The organism is Pseudoalteromonas sp. AOP31-A2-14 (genome assembly GCF_052378035.1).
Lineage (GTDB): Bacteria > Pseudomonadota > Gammaproteobacteria > Enterobacterales > Alteromonadaceae > Pseudoalteromonas.
This window is the reverse complement of sequence record NZ_JBQSXI010000001.1, coordinates 725,212-744,844: the sequence shown is the minus strand read 5'-3', so window position 1 is coordinate 744,844 and position 19,633 is coordinate 725,212. Positions and strand designations below refer to the sequence as shown.

Below are 19,633 nucleotides of genomic sequence, written 5' to 3'. Positions count from 1 at the left end.
TTTTTCTTGGGCTTTAAAAAAGTTATAACTTTAAGTAAGATCGCAAATGCAAGATGAAGCGACCTAATCCAAAACACTGATATTATTTGATAAGTTTCTTTTCGTTAAAACTCGCTGCGTTTAAATAAACCAACGGCGAGCTACTAGCTGTTTTTAACCTTCATCTTGAAACATTAAACTGGTAAAGCTCAATAAAAAACGCGAAATCAACCCGCGCTTTGAGATTTAAGTGACTTGTAGGAAATGGCTTAAGCCATGAAGTTACCTAAGAACCTTATTCTAGAGCATGTTGCCTTGCGCGACTTTATTAGAAGTAGCAAACCAGACAAGACAACTTCTCGCTCTAATTATTCACCTTTCACTTTTAGATTTATGAACTTGGCGAGTTCCTCAGGTTGCCCCATAAGCGTCATAACCTGTTGGTTTACTTGGGTCATGGTTTGCCCTTCTGGTAAGCTAGCCGATATGCTGAATGAGTTAAGCCCTGAGCTAAACTCTGTCATGGCTTTGCGTAAGTCTTCACTAACGGCAATTTGTTGCAACTCTTGTGCAACCAGCTGTTGCATTTGTTCAAAAGTTAAACCTTGTTTATTAAGCGCTTCTTCAACGACAGGTTTTAGTTGCCCTTCATTATTGATATTTAAATTAATTGAACGTAGTTCAAGTTCATTCATAGCCTGCATCACTAGAGTTTGAATTTGTAGCTGTTGTTGCATGCTAATTTCTTGGCCTGAAGATTGTTGCATTTCAGCTGCTTTAAGCGACGCATTCATTAATGCAGTTGCTTTAGTGACACCTAGATCAAATTGTACATCAGCAATATCATTAGCATTAACATTGACTGCCAGCTCTATGCCACCTGATTCTTCATCATAATCCATTAAGCTAGACAGGTCATAAGTTGCTTTTGCTAATTTATTATTTGAACCTTGTGGTAATTGAGCAATAAACTCTTCACTAAACTTAAATGCTTCAACGGCTACTTCAGTGTGTTCAGCTATTTTATTCGGCTCATAACCGCTCATTTCTATACGCTCTACCGTTGCCATTGGCTGATCATTTGAGCTAATAAACGAAATACCTGAAAACTCAACACCACTATTAAATATACTTGCGCTGATATCGTCATAATGAGTTGTGACGCCAGTTTGCTTAGTAAACATCTCTAATTGATGATCAACTTCTTTTTGCACCTTTTGTGTGACTGTATGATTAGCATAGCCCACGCCTCCTATACCAGCGGCCACTACAACAGCTGTCACTATTAATAATTTATTCATGTTATTTCCTTATTTTAATACGGCTAAATAGCACCAATCATAACAACTACGTGACTAGTTAATCAATGATAACAACTCATGCACCGTTTTTACTGGAGTAATTTTAGCCCCCAGCCCTTCCATTGACTTATGATAATTACGATATGGAATAAAAATTTCAGTAAAGCCGTGTTGCGCCGCTTCTTTCACTCGCGGTACACCACTGTCAATAGGCCGCACGTCACCATTTAAACTAAGCTCGCCCATAATGCAGGTAGTACGTGATACTACAAATTCATTTAAGCTGCTTAGTAGTGCGCTAACTAGGGCTAAATCAATACAAGTTTCAGACTCATCAATTTTTAAGCCTCCGACAATATTAAAAAAAGTATCATGGAAAATCTTAGTTTTTGTGTGCTTACGTAAAATACCCGTCAACATTTTAATCCGATTCATATTAAGCCCCACACACACTCTCTGTGGAAATTCCGCCTCGGTTTCGGTTGTTAAGCATTGTATTTCTAATAATAAGTTGCGGTTACCTTTACGAATACAGGTAATTGCTGAGCCGGGTGACTCAGTAGTAGAGCCAGATAGAAATATTTCACTGGGGTTATCTACACTCAACATACCTTTTTCGCACATTCTAAAAATACCCACGGTATCAATATCACCGAACCGGTTTTTATTCGCTCTGAGTGTACGTATTTGGCCATCATTGGTATCAATATGTAATAACGCATCAACAATATGAACAAGAGTCTGGGGCCCTGCAATCTCATTATTTTTATTTACATGTGCAATCAAAAACATGGTGACATTGTTTTGTTTACAATATTGCGTAAGCGCTTGCGCCGCACTTTTTACTTGTGAAGGTGACCCCGGTGTCCCGTTAGCATTTTCAGTAACCACGGCTTGAATTGAGTCGATAACTGCAAACTTAATTTGATTTTTATCTAATTCTTCAACAATGCTTTCGACGCTAGTTTCAGAAAGTAGGTATAGCTGTTCAGGGTTATAATCAAGCTTTAAACGGTTTACCCGGTTTTTAAACTGCGATAGTGACTCTTCTGCGGTGCAATAAAGAGACGGAGTTGTTTGTGACATTCTGGCAACTAAGTCTGACAACAAAGTGGTTTTACCCGCTCCCGGATCGCCTGAAATAATATTGACAGAGCCTGTTGTTACGCCGCCGCTTAAAACGCGGTCTAGTTCGCCAATACCGGTAAGGTTTTTTTCTGCTTCAGTAGTGTGTACATCATTTATTTTTTTAGACCCCCCCCCCGCGTTACCAGCATAACCTGCAACAGCAGCACGACTAGCAACCGATTTACTTTGCCCGGCACCGGGTTTAAATTCAGCTAACGTATTCCAAGCTCCGCACTTACACTGCCCTTGCCAACGCTGGTAATTCATACCACATTCGGTGCAAACAAACTCGATTTTTGACGCCTTTGCCATTACTGAAAACCTTACCTATAGGATTAACGAATATAAGCAGCTTCACCACTTACCTGCCAACGACTGGCTTAAAAGGAGAAACGTAAAAGACGATTATAAACAATTTCTATTCGATAATCTTGTTTGCATAATATTATCCTTGCCAGCGCCAAAATTGAGCACCACAATCGAGTATTACCAAAAGTACCAGGCCTATCTACGGCGCTGCGCAATATGGTAACCAAAAGCGTTTGTCAGTTTCCGTTTTACCTTCACAAAGAGGCTGCACACCTGTTATTAAGGATATAAGCCGCCAAGATGCGCCGAGTTTACTTACGTTATTTCTCCCCGTTTCGATCCTCGCAAAAACACTATTGGAGAAGCCATAAAAAGCCGCTGTACCGACGGTGATGCCTATGAGCCACAAACTTTATTTATTAAAAAAGCGCACAAAGCTGACTTAGTATTTGCTATGCAAATATACATTTGACGCACCGATAGACCTGATACTGACTACTTATCAAATGAACTAAAATACGTGAGCCAGTACGCGCATCACAAGGCAAAAGACGTTGAAGAAGCACTATGGTTTGTAACCGAGGTGGGAGATATGATTGATATAACTCAAGAAGCGCTTATTCATTTAGACTTAGAACCTAAGTTAATCACCAGAATAAATAAACGCAAACAAAGTTGCTTAAAACGACTACGCTGATTTCATATGTGGAATAGTCAATAAGTACAGTAGTTGTAGTAATGAACCTTGGCATATTGCTGCGGTGGCCTGCTCAACTACTTTAGGTTTGCCATGCACAGCAACACCTAAGCCCGCTTGCGACATCATCACTAAGTCATTAGCGCCATCGCCAATCGCAACAGTTTGCGAGCTAGGTAAATTTAGCTGCTGTTGAAGCTGCTTGAGCACTTTGGCTTTTTGCTGGGCATCCACAATTGTGCCCAGCACCTTCCCGGTTAGTTTATTGTCTGAAAATTCAAGTTCATTTGCGTGCACCTCATCTAAACCTATTAACTCCTGCACGCGCTCAGCAAAAGGTACAAAACCGCCAGAGGCAATCGCTAAATACCAATTATGCTGTTTAAGTACTTGGCAAAGTGCTTTGATACCTGGCATTAGCGGTAAGCTTTGTTTTAATTCATTAATCAAACTTTGCTCAATACCGCTAAGCTTTGCCACACGCTGGTGTAAACTTTGGCTAAAATCAAGCTTACCCGCCATTGCCTCAGCGGTGACACTAGCGACTTCATCATATACGTTTGCAAGGCGCGCTATTTCATCAATACACTCGATTGTGATTGCCGTTGAGTCCATATCCATTACCAATAAGCCAGGCTCATTTAAGCTTGGCAAAGTGCTTAGTTGCACTAATTGGTAACCTTGTGTTTCACTAAAGGTTTTTAATATTAGCGGGTTAATTGCGCCGCTGGCATTTGGGCTATAAAAGCAAAGTGCCGGAGCAAGAGCTAAGTCAGCTTGGTAATAACATAACTGAGTAACATCATGTTTATGCTGTGTAAAAAACTCAAGCGCTTGAGTTATCAATTGCTCACTAAGCTTGCCGCCAAATGCCACGCTGAAAACACCTTCACCGCTCACTGGCACCTGCGTACTTTCTCTGACACCATCTTTGTTAAGTGTGAACCACTGCCCTTTTTCAAGCGTAGCAAGAGACACAGGTGAAGAGGTTAAGCACTCCTCAGACATAATAACTCCAAATAAAAGACTCAACCCCGCCAATAAATGACAGTTAATTCGCCATTGAGGGGGATTTAAGGTTATAGTTAGCTTAGTTGTAACATCAAATGCAAAAGCTGTCAGCAGCTCAAGCGGTGACTATGAAAAATAAACATATTAAAAACCCAATTTCAGCATCACAAAGAAGACGTTTAGTGCGCTTAGGTGTCGCCGCTGGGTGTTTTTTATTGCTTACCTGGGTTGCCATTAATAGCAGCTTTCAAAGTCACCAATTACTTTATGATAATGCCGACAACACAGCAAAAAGCTTAACCCGTTTAATGGCGCTTAATGCCACTTCCTTGTTACAAGATAAGAACAAACCGGCATTAAACCAGCTATGTAATAATATAAGTAAAGATAAATATGTATTATCAGCCACGGTTTATGACCAACAAGGCGCACTTATTGCCAATAGTGATAATTGGCAGCCGCACCATGTCCTTGGCAAATTGCCTAATTCAACGCCAGGAATAAGTAAACTCAAAACGCCATTTATAGAACCTGTTTTTAGTGATAATGAACGCCCGCTAGGCTTTGTAAGCGTTACTTACTTAACACGGGCAGCGATAGCTGATAGTCACAGTCACTTCCATGATTTAGGCCGCCAAGTATTATTAATGTTGGTGATCACCTGTATATTTACATGGCAACTAGGGAGTGGTTTAAAGCGCTGGCAAGTTAATCGTTATATGCGAAAAACCTCAGAGCATGAATCATAAAGCTGTTCAGCAAGCTTTGCTTTAGCTTGCTCATCACTTAATTGCTTTAGCTGGCAAAGTACTGCAAACACCTGCTGTATCTGCAGTGGGGTGTTTATTTTCCCTTGGAAGCCAGCCAGCGGCATCGAAGGAGCATCAGTCTCAAGCATTAAATGCTCTACACCTAGTTGAGCAATAACTTGACGTGTTTTTTGTGCTCGTTGATAAGTGATCACGCCTCCAACGCCTAACTTAAACCCTTGCTTAATATAATACTCTGCTTGTTGCATCGACCCTGAAAAAGCATGAATAACGCCGCCCATCTTAGGCTTACAGCGCTTAAATGACTGAGCAATCAAATCATGGCTTTGCCGATGGTGAACAATAAGCGGCAGCGCAAGTTGATTAGCAAGTTCTATTTGCCCTTCAAATAACCGGGTTTGTTTTTCAAGATGATCAACACTGCGATCAAGTCCACACTCACCAATGGCAATTAAGTGCATTTTGTTACTATGAGCGAAGTCACTAAGCTCAAGTAAGTGATCGTTTTTTTGGTTTTCTAGGTGTTCTGATAAAAAGTAGGGATGTAACCCTGCGCTAATTCGTACGCTTGGATAAATTTTAGCAAAGGATATTAATTTTTTAGATTGTGCCAAGCTAACGCCCGGCACAATAAAATACTTAATATCTGTTTGATGACACTGGCTGATAAGCTGCTGACGGGTATCATCAAACTCTGAAAAGTCGAGGTGACAATGAGAGTCAATAAACACAGTTTATGGATTTAACCGCGCAACAGTCCAATTTTTTTCGGCATGACGTTGATACATAAAACGGTCATGCAAACGGTGCGCACCGCCCTGCCAAAATTCTATTTTAGTAGGTACAACACAATAACCGCCCCAAAAATCGGGTAATGGGATTTCACCCTCTGAGAACTTTTGCTTCATTTTAGCAAAAGTTTCCATCAGCACTTTGCGTGATGAAACGGGCCGGCTCTGCGCTGATGCCCACGCAGCCAATTGGCTTTCTTTAGGGCGCGATAAAAAGTACTTAGCCACCGCTTTAGTAGGTAATGGTTTAGCTTCACCATAAACAATAACTTGGCGCTCCATGGTATGCCATGGAAAGTGCAATGAAACTTTATTGTTACCTTTAAGCTCTTGCGCTTTACGTGAGCCAGTATTAGTAAAAAAAACAAAACCTTGATCATCAAGGTGTTTTAATAACACGATCCGCTGTGAAGGCTGCCCAGTTTCATCAACCGTCGCCACTACCATCGCTGTAGGATCAGGTAATTGAGCTGTTACAGCCTGCTCAAGCCAAGTTGAAAACTGCTTAAAAGGAGAATCATTGAGCATCTCCTCAGATAAACCATCTTGTAAGTATTCGCGGCGAATATCTTCAAGTTTCATAATCAAATCCTTCTTTATAAGCAATCAACTATAAAATTACTTAATCACACTCAGTGTCACTTGCACCTAAAATTATCTGTAAGTGTAGAAATGCTAGCAAGGCAATAAAGTTATTTTACCTAGGAGCATACGGTTTGTATGTAACTTAGGCTAAATAATTTTATCAACGCAGCTAAAGCGAACTACACGCAGCAGAGTCCACCTAAGTAGTTTAGCCTAAAACAAGGCGGAAAACCGACTTATCCCTATGAGCATACGTGTTGTATGTGATTAGGGTCAGTCGGTTTGACAACGCAATATTAGGTTAAAATACGACGGTGGTTACATTTGCTCCATGACTTCTATGCCAAGTAGATCCAACCCCGTTTCTAATGTTTTAGACACTAAATTACACAGCACTAAACGGCTGTCACGTACGCTTGGCTCTACATCATCTTTAAGCACTGGGCATGCTTCGTAGAATGTCATGTAAAGACTTGCTAGCTCATATAGGTAGCTACATAACACATGCGGAGTGGCCTCATTGATCATTTGATCAAGCACTTCTTCTAGTTGTAGAAGCTTTAATGCGAGTGCTTTTTCTTGTGGTTCTGCAATGGAAACATCGGCATCAAAAGCGCTTGCATCAATACCTGATTTACGGAAAATGCTGCGCACACGCGTATATGCATACTGTAAATAAGGGGCTGTAGCGCCTTCAAAGCTCAGCATACTATCCCAGTTAAAAATGTAGTCACTGGTGCGATTTTTTGATAAATCTGCGTATTTAACCGCGCCAATACCTACTTTACGGGCTATTTCACTGCATTCTTCTTCGCTCATATCTGATTCACGCAGTGCTAATTTTGCTGCGGCGCGGGTGATTGACTCTTCAAGTAAGTCTGCTAATTTTACTGTACCGCCGGTACGGGTTTTAAACGGCTTACCATCTTCCCCCATCATGGTACCAAACGGGCAAAATTCGTAACTTGTTTGCTCGCGTAACAAACCAGCTTTACGTGCTGTAAGCTCTACTTGATTAAAGTGCAGACTTTGACGTGCATCAACAAAAATTAAAATTCGCTGAGCACCGAGTTTATTTGAACGGTAATCACAGGCTGCTAAATCAGTAGTTGCATATAAAAAGCCACCACCGGATTTTTGCACAATAAACGCCGATGGCTCGCCATCTTTGTTAGCCAACTCATCTAAAAACACCACTTGGGCGCCTTGTGATTCAACGGCAATATCTTTATCTTTTAATAAAGCAATAATATCGTTAAGCTCGCTGTTATAAGCGCTTTCAGCCATAATGTCGGCTGATGTAAGCGTTACATTTAAGCGCTTATATACTTCTTCAGAATGCTTAACTGAAGTGGCAATAAATAGCTTCCATAACTTTTCACAGTGCGCATCGCCACCTTGTAGTTTTACTACGTAGTTACGCGCTTTATCGGCAAAGCCTTCTTCGTCATCAAAACGTGTTTTAGCATCACGATAAAAGGTTTCCAAATCAGCTAATGCAACCGCTTCTAAATCTACACCTTGATTAATTTGATCTTCCAAATGCGCAATCAACATACCAAACTGAGTACCCCAGTCGCCCATGTGATTTTGACGAATAACAGTATCCCCCCTAAACTCAAGGGCGCGTACAACCGCATCACCAATTATGGTTGAGCGTAAGTGGCCTACATGCATTTCTTTAGCAAGATTTGGTGATGAGTAATCAACCACTACTTTTTGCGGTTTTGCATGTTCTGCAACAGCCAATTTTTCGTCTTGGTTAGCCGCTTTTAAGCTTTGCGCTAAAAACTCAGGCTTTAAATGAATATTGATAAAACCAGGACCGGCTATTTCAGTTTTGTCTGCAATATCGCTCACATCGAGGTTATCAATAATTTTTTTTGCAAGCTCTCGCGGGTTTGATTTCATTTTTTTAGCAGCGCCCATCGCGCCATTAATTTGATAATCACCAAATTGCGGGCGAGTACTTTGTGTAACAGCAGGATTAGTGCCTTCAGGTAAGCCTGCAACAGTCATTGCTGCGATGGCTTTTTCGATTAAAAGAGTACGGATATTCATTGTAAAATTACCTTTATCGCCCACTTTGCGGGCACTTAAATTTGGGCTTAGTTTTCGCGAGTATGGCTAAACTTAATATCTGGGTAACGCTCTATCGATAAGTTTAAATTAACTCGACTTGGTGCGATATACGTTAGGTTATCACCACCATCAAGCGCTAAATTACTTTCACACTTGCGTTTAAACTCTTCAAGCTTCTTAACATCATCACTGCTTACCCAGCGTGCAGTGTTAACACTAATACCTTCGTAAATAGCATCAACGTTATATTCTGCTTTTAAGCGCGCTACAACCACATCAAACTGAAGTACACCTACAGCGCCTACAATTAAGTCATTGCTGATAAACGGTCTAAATACTTGTACCGCACCTTCCTCTGCAAGCTGTACTAAGCCTTTTAATAATTGTTTTTGTTTTAGGGGATCACGCAAACGAATACGACGGAATAGCTCTGGAGCAAAGTTTGGAATACCGCTAAATTTAAGCTTTTCACCCTGTGTAAAGGTATCACCAATTTGAATCGTACCGTGGTTGTGTAAGCCTATAATATCACCAGCATAGGCGCCAGCTGTGCGTTCACGATCGCCTGCCATAAAAGTAACCGCATCAGAAATACTAATTTGCTTACCAATACGTACATGATTCATCTTCATGCCTTGGTTGTACTTACCCGATACAATGCGCATAAAAGCAATACGGTCGCGGTGCTTAGGGTCCATATTGGCTTGAATTTTAAATACGAAACCGGTGAAGTTTTCTTCGTCTGCCACAACTTGGCGATCTTCTGTTTCACGCGGCAGCGGCGTAGGCGCCCATTCAGTTAAGCCATCAAGTACATGGTCAACACCGAAGTTACCAAGTGCAGTACCAAAGTAAACTGGCGATAATTCACCAGCTAAAAATAGCTCTAAATCAAATTCATGAGAAGCACCAATGACCAGCTCTAATTCATCACGTAACTGCGCAGCAAGTTCATCACCAATAGCTACATCTAGCTCAGGGTTATCAAGTCCTTTAATGGTACGCACTTCTTGAATCGAGTGACCTTGGCCGGTTTTATATAAAATCGTTTCACCACGGTGAATATGATAAATACCTTTAAACTCTTTACCACAGCCAATTGGCCAAGTAATAGGAGCACAAGCAATTTTGAGTTCTGTTTCAACTTCATCAAGCAGCTCCATTGGATCACGAATATCGCGATCACACTTATTCATAAAGGTAACGATTGGAGTCGTACGCAACCGTGTTACTTCCATTAACTTACGAGTACGAGCTTCAACACCCTTTGCTGCATCAATAACCATTAAACACGAATCTACCGCTGTTAGCGTACGGTATGTATCTTCAGAAAAGTCTTCGTGTCCTGGCGTATCAAGCAAATTAACAAGCGCATCGTTATACGGGAACTGCATTACCGAGGTAGTAACCGATATACCACGCTCTTTTTCCATTTCCATCCAGTCAGATTTTGCATGCTGTTTAGAGCCACGGCCTTTAACAGTACCGGCCCTTTGAATCGCTTGTCCGAATAACAGTACTTTTTCGGTAATGGTGGTTTTACCCGCATCCGGATGCGAGATGATCGCAAAGGTACGTCGTTTATTAATTTCACTAGATAAATTAGACATGTAAGCCGCTTTAAGTCATAACAAAGTACAGCTTAGATAGCTTTTTAATAAGCTATTCAAGCTCACTTTAAAAATAAAATAGAATTGCGCTTATTATACCCAAACGGCCTCAAGATGCGAGTTTCAGTTGGAATTAAAAGCGATTTAGACAAGGCATTAATTGCAAGTAATTAACAAGCACATACTATCTCAGCCAAATCCATCATGCCTAGCATAAGCTTGTGTATTTTATTGGTTACGCATATTATTGATAGATTGCACGGAGGATAAGTAGTTTGGTCATGAAAACCAGTAAGTTAAGTATTAGATTATTGTGGTATATAACACCCCTTGTTATTCTACCTCTGCTATTTTTAGGTGGCTTTACACTCACCAATGTAACTAACTCAACGAAAAAACAAGCTGATTTAATAATGAGCCGTTTTGTTGAACAACAGCAACAAAAAATATTTAACTACGTTGACTCATTTCATTCAACGGCAAAGCTACTGTCAACATCTCCGGTACTCAGTGACTTTTTAGCAAATGATGTTAGTGAAAATAGTAATTACACACGAAAACACGGCGCTTTAATGGATGTGTTCGCTAGTTACTCAGAAGCTTACCCTGATATTGTTAGCGTTAATTTAGTCTCTCCAAACGGTAAAAGCAATGCCTACTATTCAAGTAATTTGAATACACCTCCTAGTAATTACCCGTTTTTACCACAAGTACTGCAAAGCAATTTACGCCAACAACAATTTATGGTGCAAAAACCCGACGGCACCACGAGTCTTTATTTTATTCAACGTATTTATAGTGTTGATTACCACTTAAAGCACCCACAACAACTAGACTTTATAGTTGTTCATGTTGAGCCTTCGATTCTTAACAGTAGTATTTTAGAATCCCCTTATAACAACACGCTTAACTTATTACTTACCCAAGAAGGCAAAATTTTATTTAGTTCTGATTACGATATGCGCGGGCAATTTGTTAGTGAATTTGAATTAAAAGAAATTCACAAATTAGCTGATATCAGTAAACTAGGCACTATTGAGCTGTCGAGTATTGATAAAGTAGAACGGATGATTTATGCGGCGCAAATGAGTGGCGGTTATTATTATGTATCGACCATTCCTAAAGCGCATCTTTATCAATCTGGTAAAGCGATTAGCATGATCACAGCCCTTATTGTTATTATTTCAGTGATCACATTACCTATTTTAATTTTCGTTGTGGTTCGCAATTTACTTCTAAACCCTATAGAAGCCCTAGGCGCTGCCAGCCATCGCGTAGGTGATGGCGACTTATCGGTATATTTAACGGCTCACGATAATGACGAAGTCGGTGTATTATTTAACGACTTTAACCACATGGTTAATCAAATTCGTCATTACCAAGATGAACTTGAAGAATATAAACACCACCTTGAAGATAAAGTAGAAAGTCGAACCAAAGCGCTTGAAGCAATGAACAATAAACTTGAAGTAGCTATTACTCAAGCTGAACAGGCGAACCAGCTCAAAAGTCGCTTTTTAGCTAATATGAGCCACGAAATCCGCACTCCACTTACTGCTATTATGGGCTTTACAGAGCAACTATTACATAACCAACATGCAAGTGATGATCAACACCATTTAACCACTATTTTACGAAACTCAAAGCACCTCTTAGAGCTAATAAATAATATTTTAGATTTATCAAAAATTGAGGCCGAAAAACTAGAAATTGATCATTCAGCATTAAGTGTTGTACAACTGGTCCATGATATTGATGCGATTATCAGGCCGCTCTGTAATGAAAAGCGACTTAGTTTTGAAGTTAATTATAAACTCCCAATTCCTCATACAATTTTTACCGATGAAACACGCCTTAAACAGGTCCTCATTAATATTGCCAGTAATGCCGTTAAATTTACAAAAACTGGCTTCGTAAGTTTAACTATCGAATACCTAGAACAACAGCAACTGCTTGAGTTTATTATTGAAGATACAGGCATAGGCATGTCTGAACGAGAAGTTGAACGGGTATTTAAGCCCTTTGAACAAGCCGACACCACCACAACACGCCACTTTGGTGGCACCGGGCTGGGTTTATGTATTTCTAAAAATTTATCACAATTACTCGGCGGTAACGTTTACTTAAAAAGCCAATCGGGAGTGGGCAGTCGCTTTTGTATACAAATAGCTTGTCATCTAAACCAAGCAGAACAAACGATACCGATGTTTACTGAGCATTCAGAACTAGTACCCGCAAAAGATACCCACTTATCATTTGCTAGTAATACTTTTGATGCCCATATTTTGGTCGCTGAAGATAACCCAGATAACCAAATGCTTATTAAACTATTACTACAAACTTGGGGGCTTGAACCAGATATCGCCAACAATGGTGCTGAAGCAGTTGAAATGACGCTAATGAATGATTATCAGTTAATTATTATGGATATGCAAATGCCGGTCATGGGTGGTTTAGAAGCCACGCAAATGCTACGCCACGCTGCTTACGACGGACCAATAATTGCACTAACTGCGAATGTAATGAAATATGATGTCGATACCTACATTAACGCAGGATGCGATAAAACACTGGCAAAACCAATTGATAAAGAGGAACTAGAAAGCGTACTGGTTAAGTATTTAAATATTGAAAAAAACAGCCAAGACAAGTGGGATAGTTTACTTAATAGCGATAAATTCCAACAAATAAACAATAGCTATCGCACTAAATTACCTGATTACCTAAACCAAGTTAATAAATTACATCAAAATAAAGAGTGGGAAGCGCTGCGTGCGCTTGCTCACAGCTTAAAAGGCAGCGCTGGCTGTTTTGGGTTTAATAACATTCATGATGCTGCAGATGCACTTGAGGAGAATTTACGTAAAAACGATATTACTCGTCGTGATTATTTAGTCGTTAACTTAGTAGAATCGATTAACTTCACCCTAAAAAACAGCTAACCAAATGCGAGAGTTAACCCCATTAAAATAGCATCTTCAAAGCCATTTTTAGCCGGCTCATCACTGGGATAATAATTTTTACGTACTGACATTTCACTAAATCCCGCGCGTTCATATAAACTAATTGCACGAGTGTTAGTTTCGCGTACTTCTAAAAATAAGTTTTCAGCATTATGCTGTTCGCCATAAACGATAAACTCAGCAAGTAACTGTTTAGCAATTCCCTGCCCCTGATAATTAGGTGCGACGCAAATATCCATTAAAGTAAAATCTGGTCCTGCTTTTTCACCAATATAAAACCCCACCATGTCCTCACCTTGATAAGCTGCAAGGTTAAAATATCGCCCAGCTAAGCATGACTGCATGGTTTTAATTGTCCAAGGGTGGCTGTGGCAAGCTTGCTCTATTGTCATTAACTCATCAAGCTGTAGATCAGTAACAGATTTAAAGGTTATCAAGGTGGTTACTCATAAGTTGCCAAAGAGTGCGTTTATCGGCGGTGCTTAAACTGCTTTGGGGCAAAAACAGCATACCATCTTGCCAAGCCAATTGTTCACTTTGTATTATTTTTGTAATTTCAAGAGGCGCAAATGCACGCTGCAAATCTTGAAATAACTGAGGACTTAGTTCAAGTATTGGGTTAGTTTGGGCGCCGCGCTCTTTTTGTTCATGCTCTGATACGTGATCATCCGGCTCAACCACACGGAAATGTTGGTTAAGCTCAAGATTTTCAATACCAAAAATAGTGCTGTAACGTGGATGCATAACAACTCAGTGAAAAATTAACAGCAAATAATATATGAAGTATTCAAGACAATGTAAAGTATGAAGATATGGCAGGGGCGGAGAGATTCGAACTCCCAACCGTCGGTTTTGGAGACCGCTGTTCTACCAATTGGAACTACGCCCCTGCAATGACGACGAATTATAAAGACCTTTCGCTAAAGGTAAAGTAAAAGTTCGCTTTTTTAGTTTAACTGCTTTTAAAATAAACAAAACGGCTATTTAGTTAGCTAATTCGCCGTTTTGTAGTTAGTTAGAAAATCACTCACAATGGTTTTTCGCTCTCCAGCATAAACCATAGAAAAAGACACATATATAACAGTGTGTTATAAAAATATAAATTAACAATAAAATAGTTAATATACTGCTCAGATTTAAATGCCCGATTTTTATTACTTTTAATTATCCCGCTCTCTCGATTGATTGACCCATCAAGAGCTCGCCAGCAGTCTGAGCTATGTTACTGTCCATCCAAGCATGGTAGGCGCGCCTGAAGATCACTTCAGACACATTTACAATTGAACAAAACCCTAAGCTTGCAAAAAATTACCCCCAACTATATAGTTGCTACTAACAACATATATTAGTGACTTAAAAATGAATTCAGAACTTAAACGTGCAGAAGCCCTTTATGAGGCAGTCAACCAGCTGATCCGCGTACATCAGTTCCGTGATCGTGAAAGTATTTGCTGTCACAACGTGTCGGTCGCTCAGTGCTATGCAATTGAAACCCTCGTAAAACTTGGCCCTTTAAGGCTTAAAAGCTTAGCTGATGAGATGTGTCTCGATAAAAGTACTACAAGCCGTGTAGTTGATGCATTACTTCGCAAGGGCTATGCGCTCAAGACGTTGGATCCGAATGATCAGCGTGCGGTGCAGCTGTCGCTGACTTCTCAAGGCCATGAGTTATATAAAACTATACGCAAAAGCTTGATTGCAGAAGAGGCATCAATGATAGCTGATATCTCTCCTGAAGTTGTTGATACAGCTCTGGTGCTTTTAAAGAAACTGACCGTAGCTGCACGAGCCCGCTTAGGCGCGTGAGCTATTTTTTAACTTGGTTGTTGTTAGTAGCAACATATTTTAGAGGTTTACCTATGACATATAATGTTAAAAACTTGCCCGTTGCCGTCATTGGCGCCGGTCCCGTTGGCTTAAGTGCAGCAGTTAATTTAATTGATAGAGGGCTCACGCCCATTATTTTTGAAGCAGGTGACAGTGTCGCTTCCAACCTAAAAAAATGGGGCCATGTGCGTATGTTTTCACCCTGGTCATACAATACGGATCCTGTTGCGGTTTCTCTTCTTAAAAAAAAGGGCTGGATCGAGCCTGCTCTAACCGAGTTTCCAACCGGAAGCGAATTACTTGAGCGCTATGTACTTCCTTTGGCATCCCACGAAGCAATTGCTCCACACCTGCATTTAAATACCCGCGTTGAAAATGTCAGCCGCCAATATCACGATATTCTTCGAAATAAAGGACGAGAAAAGGCACCTTTCGTAGTTCGAGTTTCCGACTCTGAAGGTGAACACGACATTATTGTTCAGGCTGTAATTGATGCGTCGGGCACTTATCAAACACCTAACTGGCTTGGCGCTCACGGGGTACCAGCTATTGGTGAGCTTGCTGCTTCTCAATCAATTACCTACGGAGTGCCTGATATCCAAGGCTCTGCTTATAAACAATACGTCGGGCGAACTGTACTGGTCATCGGTGGCGGTCATTCGGCATTTAACGCATTGCAGGATTTAGTCAAACTTTCTGAACAATCTGATGGCACACGTGTTTTATGGGGAATACGTGGCCCCTCCGTCGATAACATCGTGCGCTCACCAGAAAATGATGAACTGCAGGAACGCAGACGACTTGAAGTGCATATTCAAAAACTACTGAATGAGGGTAAAATTGAAGTATTCACCGATATAGCCATTGAAAAAATTAAACGTGAAAACAGTAAATTAACCGTACATAGCCGCTCAGTTCAACTGCCACCGGTGGATAAGATAATTGCCGCAACAGGATTTCGACCCGATCTGAGTCTCCTGTCTGAGTTGCGTACCTCGCTTGATCCAGCGACACAAAGCCCGGCAGGTCTTGGCCCACTCATTGATCCAAACCTTCATACTTGTGGTTCGGTACCGGAGCATGGCTCAGTTGAGCTTTCCCACCCTGAGAACGGTCTATATATAGTGGGAATTAAAAGCTACGGGCGTGCCCCGACGTTTTTGTTAAGAACCGGCTATAAACAGGTTAAATCAGTCACATCTGCCCTTGTCAGCCAAACAGAAAATGACGCTCCAGTTACAGCTGGTACTGCTAACGGTGACCTTTTGGCGACGACTAAAAATTGCTCACAATAACAACCCTACCCTCTGGCCTAGTTATATTACTGAGATTAGCTTTAGTCAGAGGCCATTTTATTAATTACGTTAAGCAAGGTGGAGTGGAATGCGAAGTTTAATTCAGCGTCATCCTCTATTTATTATTGTGCTAGCCCAACTATGCGGCACTTCACTTTGGTTCTCCATAAATGGGGCTGGCTTGGCCCTTATTCACGATGCTGGATTAAACGAAGCTGATCTTGGGTGGTTAACCCTAACCGTTCAGATGGGTTTTATCACCGGCACACTAATTATTGCCATAACAGGTCTAGCAGATAGATTAGCGGCCAACCGTATTTTCGCGGTTTCCTGTTTAGCTGGCGCGCTGGCTAATGCCGGTTTTGTGCTAATAGCTACTTATCAGCCGTTCGATTTATTCTTACGATTTCTCACAGGTCTGTGTCTGGCCGGTATTTATCCTTTAGGTATGAAGTTAGTAATTAGCTGGGCACCTAACTATGTTGGAGCTGCTCTGGCCTGGCTGGTAGGTATGTTAACGTTGGGTACTGCCCTGCCTCATTTATTGCGTGGCATGACGCTAGGGTTTCCTTGGGAGTGGACAATTCTGAGCGCGTCTGGGTTAGCATTGCTGGGCGGTGCAGCTATCTTCATTTTAGGCGATGGCCCGCACTTACCGCCTTCAAACGGCAAAGCACAGCTACGAGACGGGTTTGCAGCCATACGTGAATGGCGTTTTCGTGCAGTTGCATTTGGTTACTTTGGGCATAGTTGGGAGCTTTATGCGCTGTGGACTCTTACCCCATTTATGGTGACTCGCGAAGTCATGCGCCTAGATGCTCAGATCTCTTCTGTTCCTTTGATATCATTTGCCATCATAGCGCTTGGCCTATTGGGTTGTGTAGCTGGTGGAAAACTAAGCCGACGCATAGGAAGTCTGTCAGTAGCACGCTTAGCTCTGGCGTCCTCGGGGGTTATCTGTTTGGTCTATCCATTGGTTGCCTTTTTACCACCTGTCGTTATGCTTTTTTTACTCGCCATCTGGGGGATTACCGTAATCGCGGACTCTCCCCAGCTATCGGCTCTAGCTGCTGAAATGGCTCCAAAAGAGCGAATCGGCTCAACCTTGGCCATAATAAATAGCGTAGGTTTTGCTTTAACCATTCCATCAATAGCATTGACAACAACTTTGTGGCAATCACAGGGAGTTTGGGTAGTATGGTGGTTACTTCCCGGGCCTATCTTAGGGATTTGGGCAATGCATAACCTGCCTCGCCAGGGGTAATGTTTAATTTTGTGTCACCTTTTAGAAGGTACAGTGACACTAAATAGTCGCGACTCAGACGGTGGGTATTGCCAGTCCATTACCCAATTAGCCTATCTGACACCTCATCGTCAGTAACTTACTAATGATGATATCGTCTGCAGGACGTGCTTTAAACCGATGATAGTGCAATAAGAACAATATCAAAATATGTTTCGTCGTCGGCAGTGTTTTCCATCAAAGATTATTACAACCGCCTACTTATCAAATCCATTTTCTCAAAAATGGTGACACCTAGTTAACCAAGCTAAATAATCAAACTTACTCTACTACACAAGCAAAAAGCCCAACGAGAACGCTGGGCTTTGAGACTTATTCTGTTACTGATAAGTATTACCAGACGTTACTCGTCTGTAGTACCGGTCACTCCCACTCAATCGTTGCCGGTGGTTTACCTGAAATATCGTAAACAACACGAGAGATCCCGTCTATTTCGTTAATGATACGGTTTGAAACCACACCTAAGAATTCATACGGTAAATGTGACCAGCGAGCAGTCATAAAATCGATTGTTTCTACGCAGCGTAAGCTTACCACCCAATCGTATTTACGAGCATCACCCATAACACCTACTGATTTAACCGGTAAGAATACCGTGAACGCTTGGCTCACTTTATGATAAAGCTCAGCTTTGTGTAGCTCTTCAATAAAGATAGCATCCGCACGGCGTAGTAAGTCACAGTATTCTTTTTTGATCTCGCCAAGTACACGTACACCTAAACCAGGCCCAGGAAATGGGTGGCGGTAAAGCATATCATACGGTAACCCCAGTTCTAGACCAATTTTACGTACTTCATCTTTAAATAGCTCACGTAAAGGTTCAACAAGACCCATCGCCATGTCATCTGGTAAACCGCCTACATTGTGATGCGATTTAATTACATGGGCTTTACCTGTAGCTGATGCTGCTGATTCGATTACATCAGGGTAAATAGTACCTTGGCCTAACCACTTTGCGTTTTTAAGCTTTTTAGACTCTTCGTCAAACACTTTTATAAAAGTATGACCAATAGCTTTACGTTTCTCTTCTGGATCTGATTTTCCAGCAAGGTCTTCTAAAAATAACTCTTCGGCATCTACTTTAATGATGTTCAAGCCAAACTTATTACCAAACATATCCATAACTTGCTGACCTTCGTTTAAACGAAGTAAGCCGTTATCTACAAATACACATGTTAAGTTTTTACCAATAGCGCGGTGAATAAGCATCGCCACAACCGACGAATCTACACCGCCAGATAAACCTAAAATAACTTCTTCATCACCAACAGTTTCTTTGATGCGTTCAATTGCGTCGTCAATAATTTTTGCCGCAGTCCAGAGCTTTTCACAACCACAAATATCAATTGCAAAACGCTCTAGCAAACGCAGCCCTTGATGAGTGTGCGTTACTTCTGGATGAAATTGCACACCGTAAAATCGTTTTTCTTCGTTTGACATAGCAGCATGTGGACAGGTTGCAGTTTTAGCCGTTGTTTTGAACGAATCAGGGATGTCCATCACTTTATCGCCATGGCTCATCCATACGTCTAATACGCCGTTGCCGCCATCCGTGATGTGATCTTCAATAGCATCAAATAACGCACAATCGCCTACTTTTTCAACTTGTGCGTAGCCAAATTCTTTTTTATCAGAACTATGTACATTACCACCTAGTTGCGCCGCCATAGTTTGCATACCGTAGCAGATACCAAGCACAGGTACGCCCGCGTTAAATACATACTCAGGCGCACGAGGGCTATTTTCAAGCGTAGTTGATTCAGGACCACCTGAAAGGATAATACCTTGCGGATTAAATTCGCGAATTTGCTCTTCAGTTACATCCCAAGCCCATAGCTCACAGTAAACGCCAATTTCACGCACTCGGCGGGCAATTAATTGGGTGTATTGTGAACCAAAATCTAAGATCAGAATTCGTGAATCGTGAATGTCTTTGCTCATGGATTATCTCGTTAGTCAGCAGCTGCCCTTCCTGCTTGGAA

Annotated in this window: 16 protein-coding genes, 1 tRNA gene and 1 pseudogene; 7 read left to right on the top strand and 11 right to left on the bottom strand. The window is 41.2% G+C overall.

Annotated features, from left to right (window positions below):
* Positions 1–347: 347 nt before the first annotated feature.
* Together ACT3S9_RS03485 and radA are read right to left on the bottom strand one after the other, a co-directional pair.
* On the bottom strand, positions 348–1,280 hold the full coding sequence (locus ACT3S9_RS03485) for a hypothetical protein (RefSeq protein WP_441835044.1): 933 nt from the start codon (positions 1,278–1,280) through the stop codon (positions 348–350).
* Between the two features lie 54 nt (positions 1,281–1,334).
* Entirely contained in the window at positions 1,335–2,720 is a 1,386-nt protein-coding gene (gene radA, locus ACT3S9_RS03480) for a DNA repair protein RadA (protein WP_441835045.1), read from the bottom strand.
* Between the two features lie 177 nt (positions 2,721–2,897).
* Here radA and ACT3S9_RS03475 point away from each other — a divergent pair.
* Together ACT3S9_RS03475 and ACT3S9_RS03470 are read left to right on the top strand one after the other, a co-directional pair.
* Positions 2,898–3,186: pseudogene (locus ACT3S9_RS03475) on the top strand (PilZ domain-containing protein); the annotation flags it as partial.
* Between the two features lie 51 nt (positions 3,187–3,237).
* The gene (locus tag ACT3S9_RS03470) at positions 3,238–3,414 is read left to right on the top strand and encodes a hypothetical protein (protein WP_441835046.1); all 177 of its coding nucleotides are present in this window, start codon (positions 3,238–3,240) and stop codon (positions 3,412–3,414) included.
* On the opposite strand, the gene serB is transcribed toward ACT3S9_RS03470, so the two are convergent.
* Complete coding sequence (serB, locus tag ACT3S9_RS03465) at positions 3,406–4,422, bottom strand: phosphoserine phosphatase SerB (protein ID WP_441835047.1); 1,017 nt, start codon at positions 4,420–4,422, stop codon at positions 3,406–3,408. The genes ACT3S9_RS03470 and serB overlap by 9 nt on opposite strands.
* Before the next feature lie 131 nt (positions 4,423–4,553).
* Between serB and ACT3S9_RS03460 the strand changes: the two genes are divergently transcribed.
* The gene (locus ACT3S9_RS03460) at positions 4,554–5,174 is read left to right on the top strand and encodes an AhpA/YtjB family protein (protein ID WP_441835048.1); all 621 of its coding nucleotides are present in this window, start codon (positions 4,554–4,556) and stop codon (positions 5,172–5,174) included.
* Here ACT3S9_RS03460 and ACT3S9_RS03455 read toward each other — a convergent pair.
* The 4 genes from ACT3S9_RS03455 to prfC all read right to left on the bottom strand — a co-directional run bounded on the left by ACT3S9_RS03455 (position 5,141) and on the right by prfC (position 10,263).
* On the bottom strand, positions 5,141–5,926 hold the full coding sequence (locus tag ACT3S9_RS03455; RefSeq protein WP_441835049.1) for a TatD family hydrolase: 786 nt from the start codon (positions 5,924–5,926) through the stop codon (positions 5,141–5,143). The two genes, ACT3S9_RS03460 and ACT3S9_RS03455, sit on opposite strands and share 34 nt — an antisense overlap.
* 3 nt (positions 5,927–5,929) lie before the next feature.
* Complete coding sequence (gene pdxH / locus ACT3S9_RS03450; protein WP_441835050.1) at positions 5,930–6,568, bottom strand: pyridoxamine 5'-phosphate oxidase; 639 nt, start codon at positions 6,566–6,568, stop codon at positions 5,930–5,932.
* Positions 6,569–6,889: 321 nt separating this feature from the next.
* Positions 6,890–8,632 (bottom strand): arginine--tRNA ligase, encoded by a 1,743-nt coding sequence (gene argS, locus ACT3S9_RS03445; RefSeq protein WP_441835051.1) that lies wholly within the window; start codon positions 8,630–8,632, stop codon positions 6,890–6,892.
* 47 nt (positions 8,633–8,679) lie between these two features.
* The gene (gene prfC, locus ACT3S9_RS03440) at positions 8,680–10,263 is read right to left on the bottom strand and encodes a peptide chain release factor 3 (protein WP_441835052.1); all 1,584 of its coding nucleotides are present in this window, start codon (positions 10,261–10,263) and stop codon (positions 8,680–8,682) included.
* A 281-nt stretch (positions 10,264–10,544) separates the two neighbouring features.
* Between prfC and ACT3S9_RS03435 the strand changes: the two genes are divergently transcribed.
* Positions 10,545–13,205 (top strand): ATP-binding protein, encoded by a 2,661-nt coding sequence (locus ACT3S9_RS03435; RefSeq protein ID WP_441835053.1) that lies wholly within the window; start codon positions 10,545–10,547, stop codon positions 13,203–13,205.
* Here the strand turns inward: ACT3S9_RS03435 and rimI are convergent.
* From rimI to ACT3S9_RS03420, 3 genes are all read right to left on the bottom strand, one after another.
* Positions 13,202–13,663 carry a ribosomal protein S18-alanine N-acetyltransferase gene (gene rimI / locus ACT3S9_RS03430; RefSeq protein WP_441835054.1) on the bottom strand — a complete coding sequence of 154 codons (462 nt, stop codon included), beginning with the start codon at positions 13,661–13,663 and terminating at the stop codon, positions 13,202–13,204. The two genes, ACT3S9_RS03435 and rimI, sit on opposite strands and share 4 nt — an antisense overlap.
* Positions 13,650–13,970 (bottom strand): hypothetical protein, encoded by a 321-nt coding sequence (locus tag ACT3S9_RS03425; RefSeq protein WP_441835055.1) that lies wholly within the window; start codon positions 13,968–13,970, stop codon positions 13,650–13,652. The genes rimI and ACT3S9_RS03425 overlap by 14 nt, the downstream gene beginning before the upstream one ends.
* 69 nt (positions 13,971–14,039) lie before the next feature.
* Positions 14,040–14,116, bottom strand: a tRNA-Trp gene (locus ACT3S9_RS03420).
* A 469-nt stretch (positions 14,117–14,585) separates the two neighbouring features.
* On the opposite strand from ACT3S9_RS03420, the gene ACT3S9_RS03415 reads away from it, so the two are divergent.
* From ACT3S9_RS03415 to ACT3S9_RS03405, 3 genes are all read left to right on the top strand, one after another.
* Entirely contained in the window at positions 14,586–15,032 is a 447-nt protein-coding gene (locus ACT3S9_RS03415) for a MarR family winged helix-turn-helix transcriptional regulator (RefSeq protein ID WP_441835056.1), read from the top strand.
* Between the two features lie 53 nt (positions 15,033–15,085).
* A complete protein-coding gene (locus tag ACT3S9_RS03410; RefSeq protein WP_441835057.1) occupies positions 15,086–16,348 on the top strand; it encodes an NAD(P)-binding domain-containing protein in 1,263 nt (420 codons plus the stop codon).
* A gap of 88 nt (positions 16,349–16,436) precedes the next feature.
* Positions 16,437–17,612, top strand: coding sequence for an MFS transporter (locus tag ACT3S9_RS03405; protein ID WP_441835058.1), 1,176 nt, complete (start codon positions 16,437–16,439; stop codon positions 17,610–17,612).
* 402 nt (positions 17,613–18,014) lie between these two features.
* Here ACT3S9_RS03405 and guaA read toward each other — a convergent pair whose 3' ends face one another.
* Positions 18,015–19,592 (bottom strand): glutamine-hydrolyzing GMP synthase, encoded by a 1,578-nt coding sequence (gene guaA, locus ACT3S9_RS03400; protein WP_441836551.1) that lies wholly within the window; start codon positions 19,590–19,592, stop codon positions 18,015–18,017.
* Positions 19,593–19,633 lie beyond the last annotated feature (41 nt).

Bases quoted from the DNA above. Each gene is read 5' to 3' on its own strand.
- ACT3S9_RS03485 (WP_441835044.1), bottom strand. From the start codon at position 1,280: ATGAATAAATTATTAATAGTGACAGCTGTTGTAGTGGCCGCTGGTATA.
- radA (WP_441835045.1), bottom strand. From the start codon at position 2,720: ATGGCAAAGGCGTCAAAAATCGAGTTTGTTTGCACCGAATGTGGTATG.
- serB (WP_441835047.1), bottom strand. From the start codon at position 4,422: ATGTCTGAGGAGTGCTTAACCTCTTCACCTGTGTCTCTTGCTACGCTT.
- ACT3S9_RS03460 (WP_441835048.1), top strand. From the start codon at position 4,554: ATGAAAAATAAACATATTAAAAACCCAATTTCAGCATCACAAAGAAGA.
- pdxH (WP_441835050.1), bottom strand. From the start codon at position 6,568: ATGAAACTTGAAGATATTCGCCGCGAATACTTACAAGATGGTTTATCT.
- argS (WP_441835051.1), bottom strand. From the start codon at position 8,632: ATGAATATCCGTACTCTTTTAATCGAAAAAGCCATCGCAGCAATGACT.
- prfC (WP_441835052.1), bottom strand. From the start codon at position 10,263: ATGTCTAATTTATCTAGTGAAATTAATAAACGACGTACCTTTGCGATC.
- ACT3S9_RS03435 (WP_441835053.1), top strand. From the start codon at position 10,545: ATGAAAACCAGTAAGTTAAGTATTAGATTATTGTGGTATATAACACCC.
- ACT3S9_RS03425 (WP_441835055.1), bottom strand. From the start codon at position 13,970: ATGCATCCACGTTACAGCACTATTTTTGGTATTGAAAATCTTGAGCTT.
- ACT3S9_RS03415 (WP_441835056.1), top strand. From the start codon at position 14,586: ATGAATTCAGAACTTAAACGTGCAGAAGCCCTTTATGAGGCAGTCAAC.
- ACT3S9_RS03410 (WP_441835057.1), top strand. From the start codon at position 15,086: ATGACATATAATGTTAAAAACTTGCCCGTTGCCGTCATTGGCGCCGGT.
- ACT3S9_RS03405 (WP_441835058.1), top strand. From the start codon at position 16,437: ATGCGAAGTTTAATTCAGCGTCATCCTCTATTTATTATTGTGCTAGCC.
- guaA (WP_441836551.1), bottom strand. From the start codon at position 19,592: ATGAGCAAAGACATTCACGATTCACGAATTCTGATCTTAGATTTTGGT.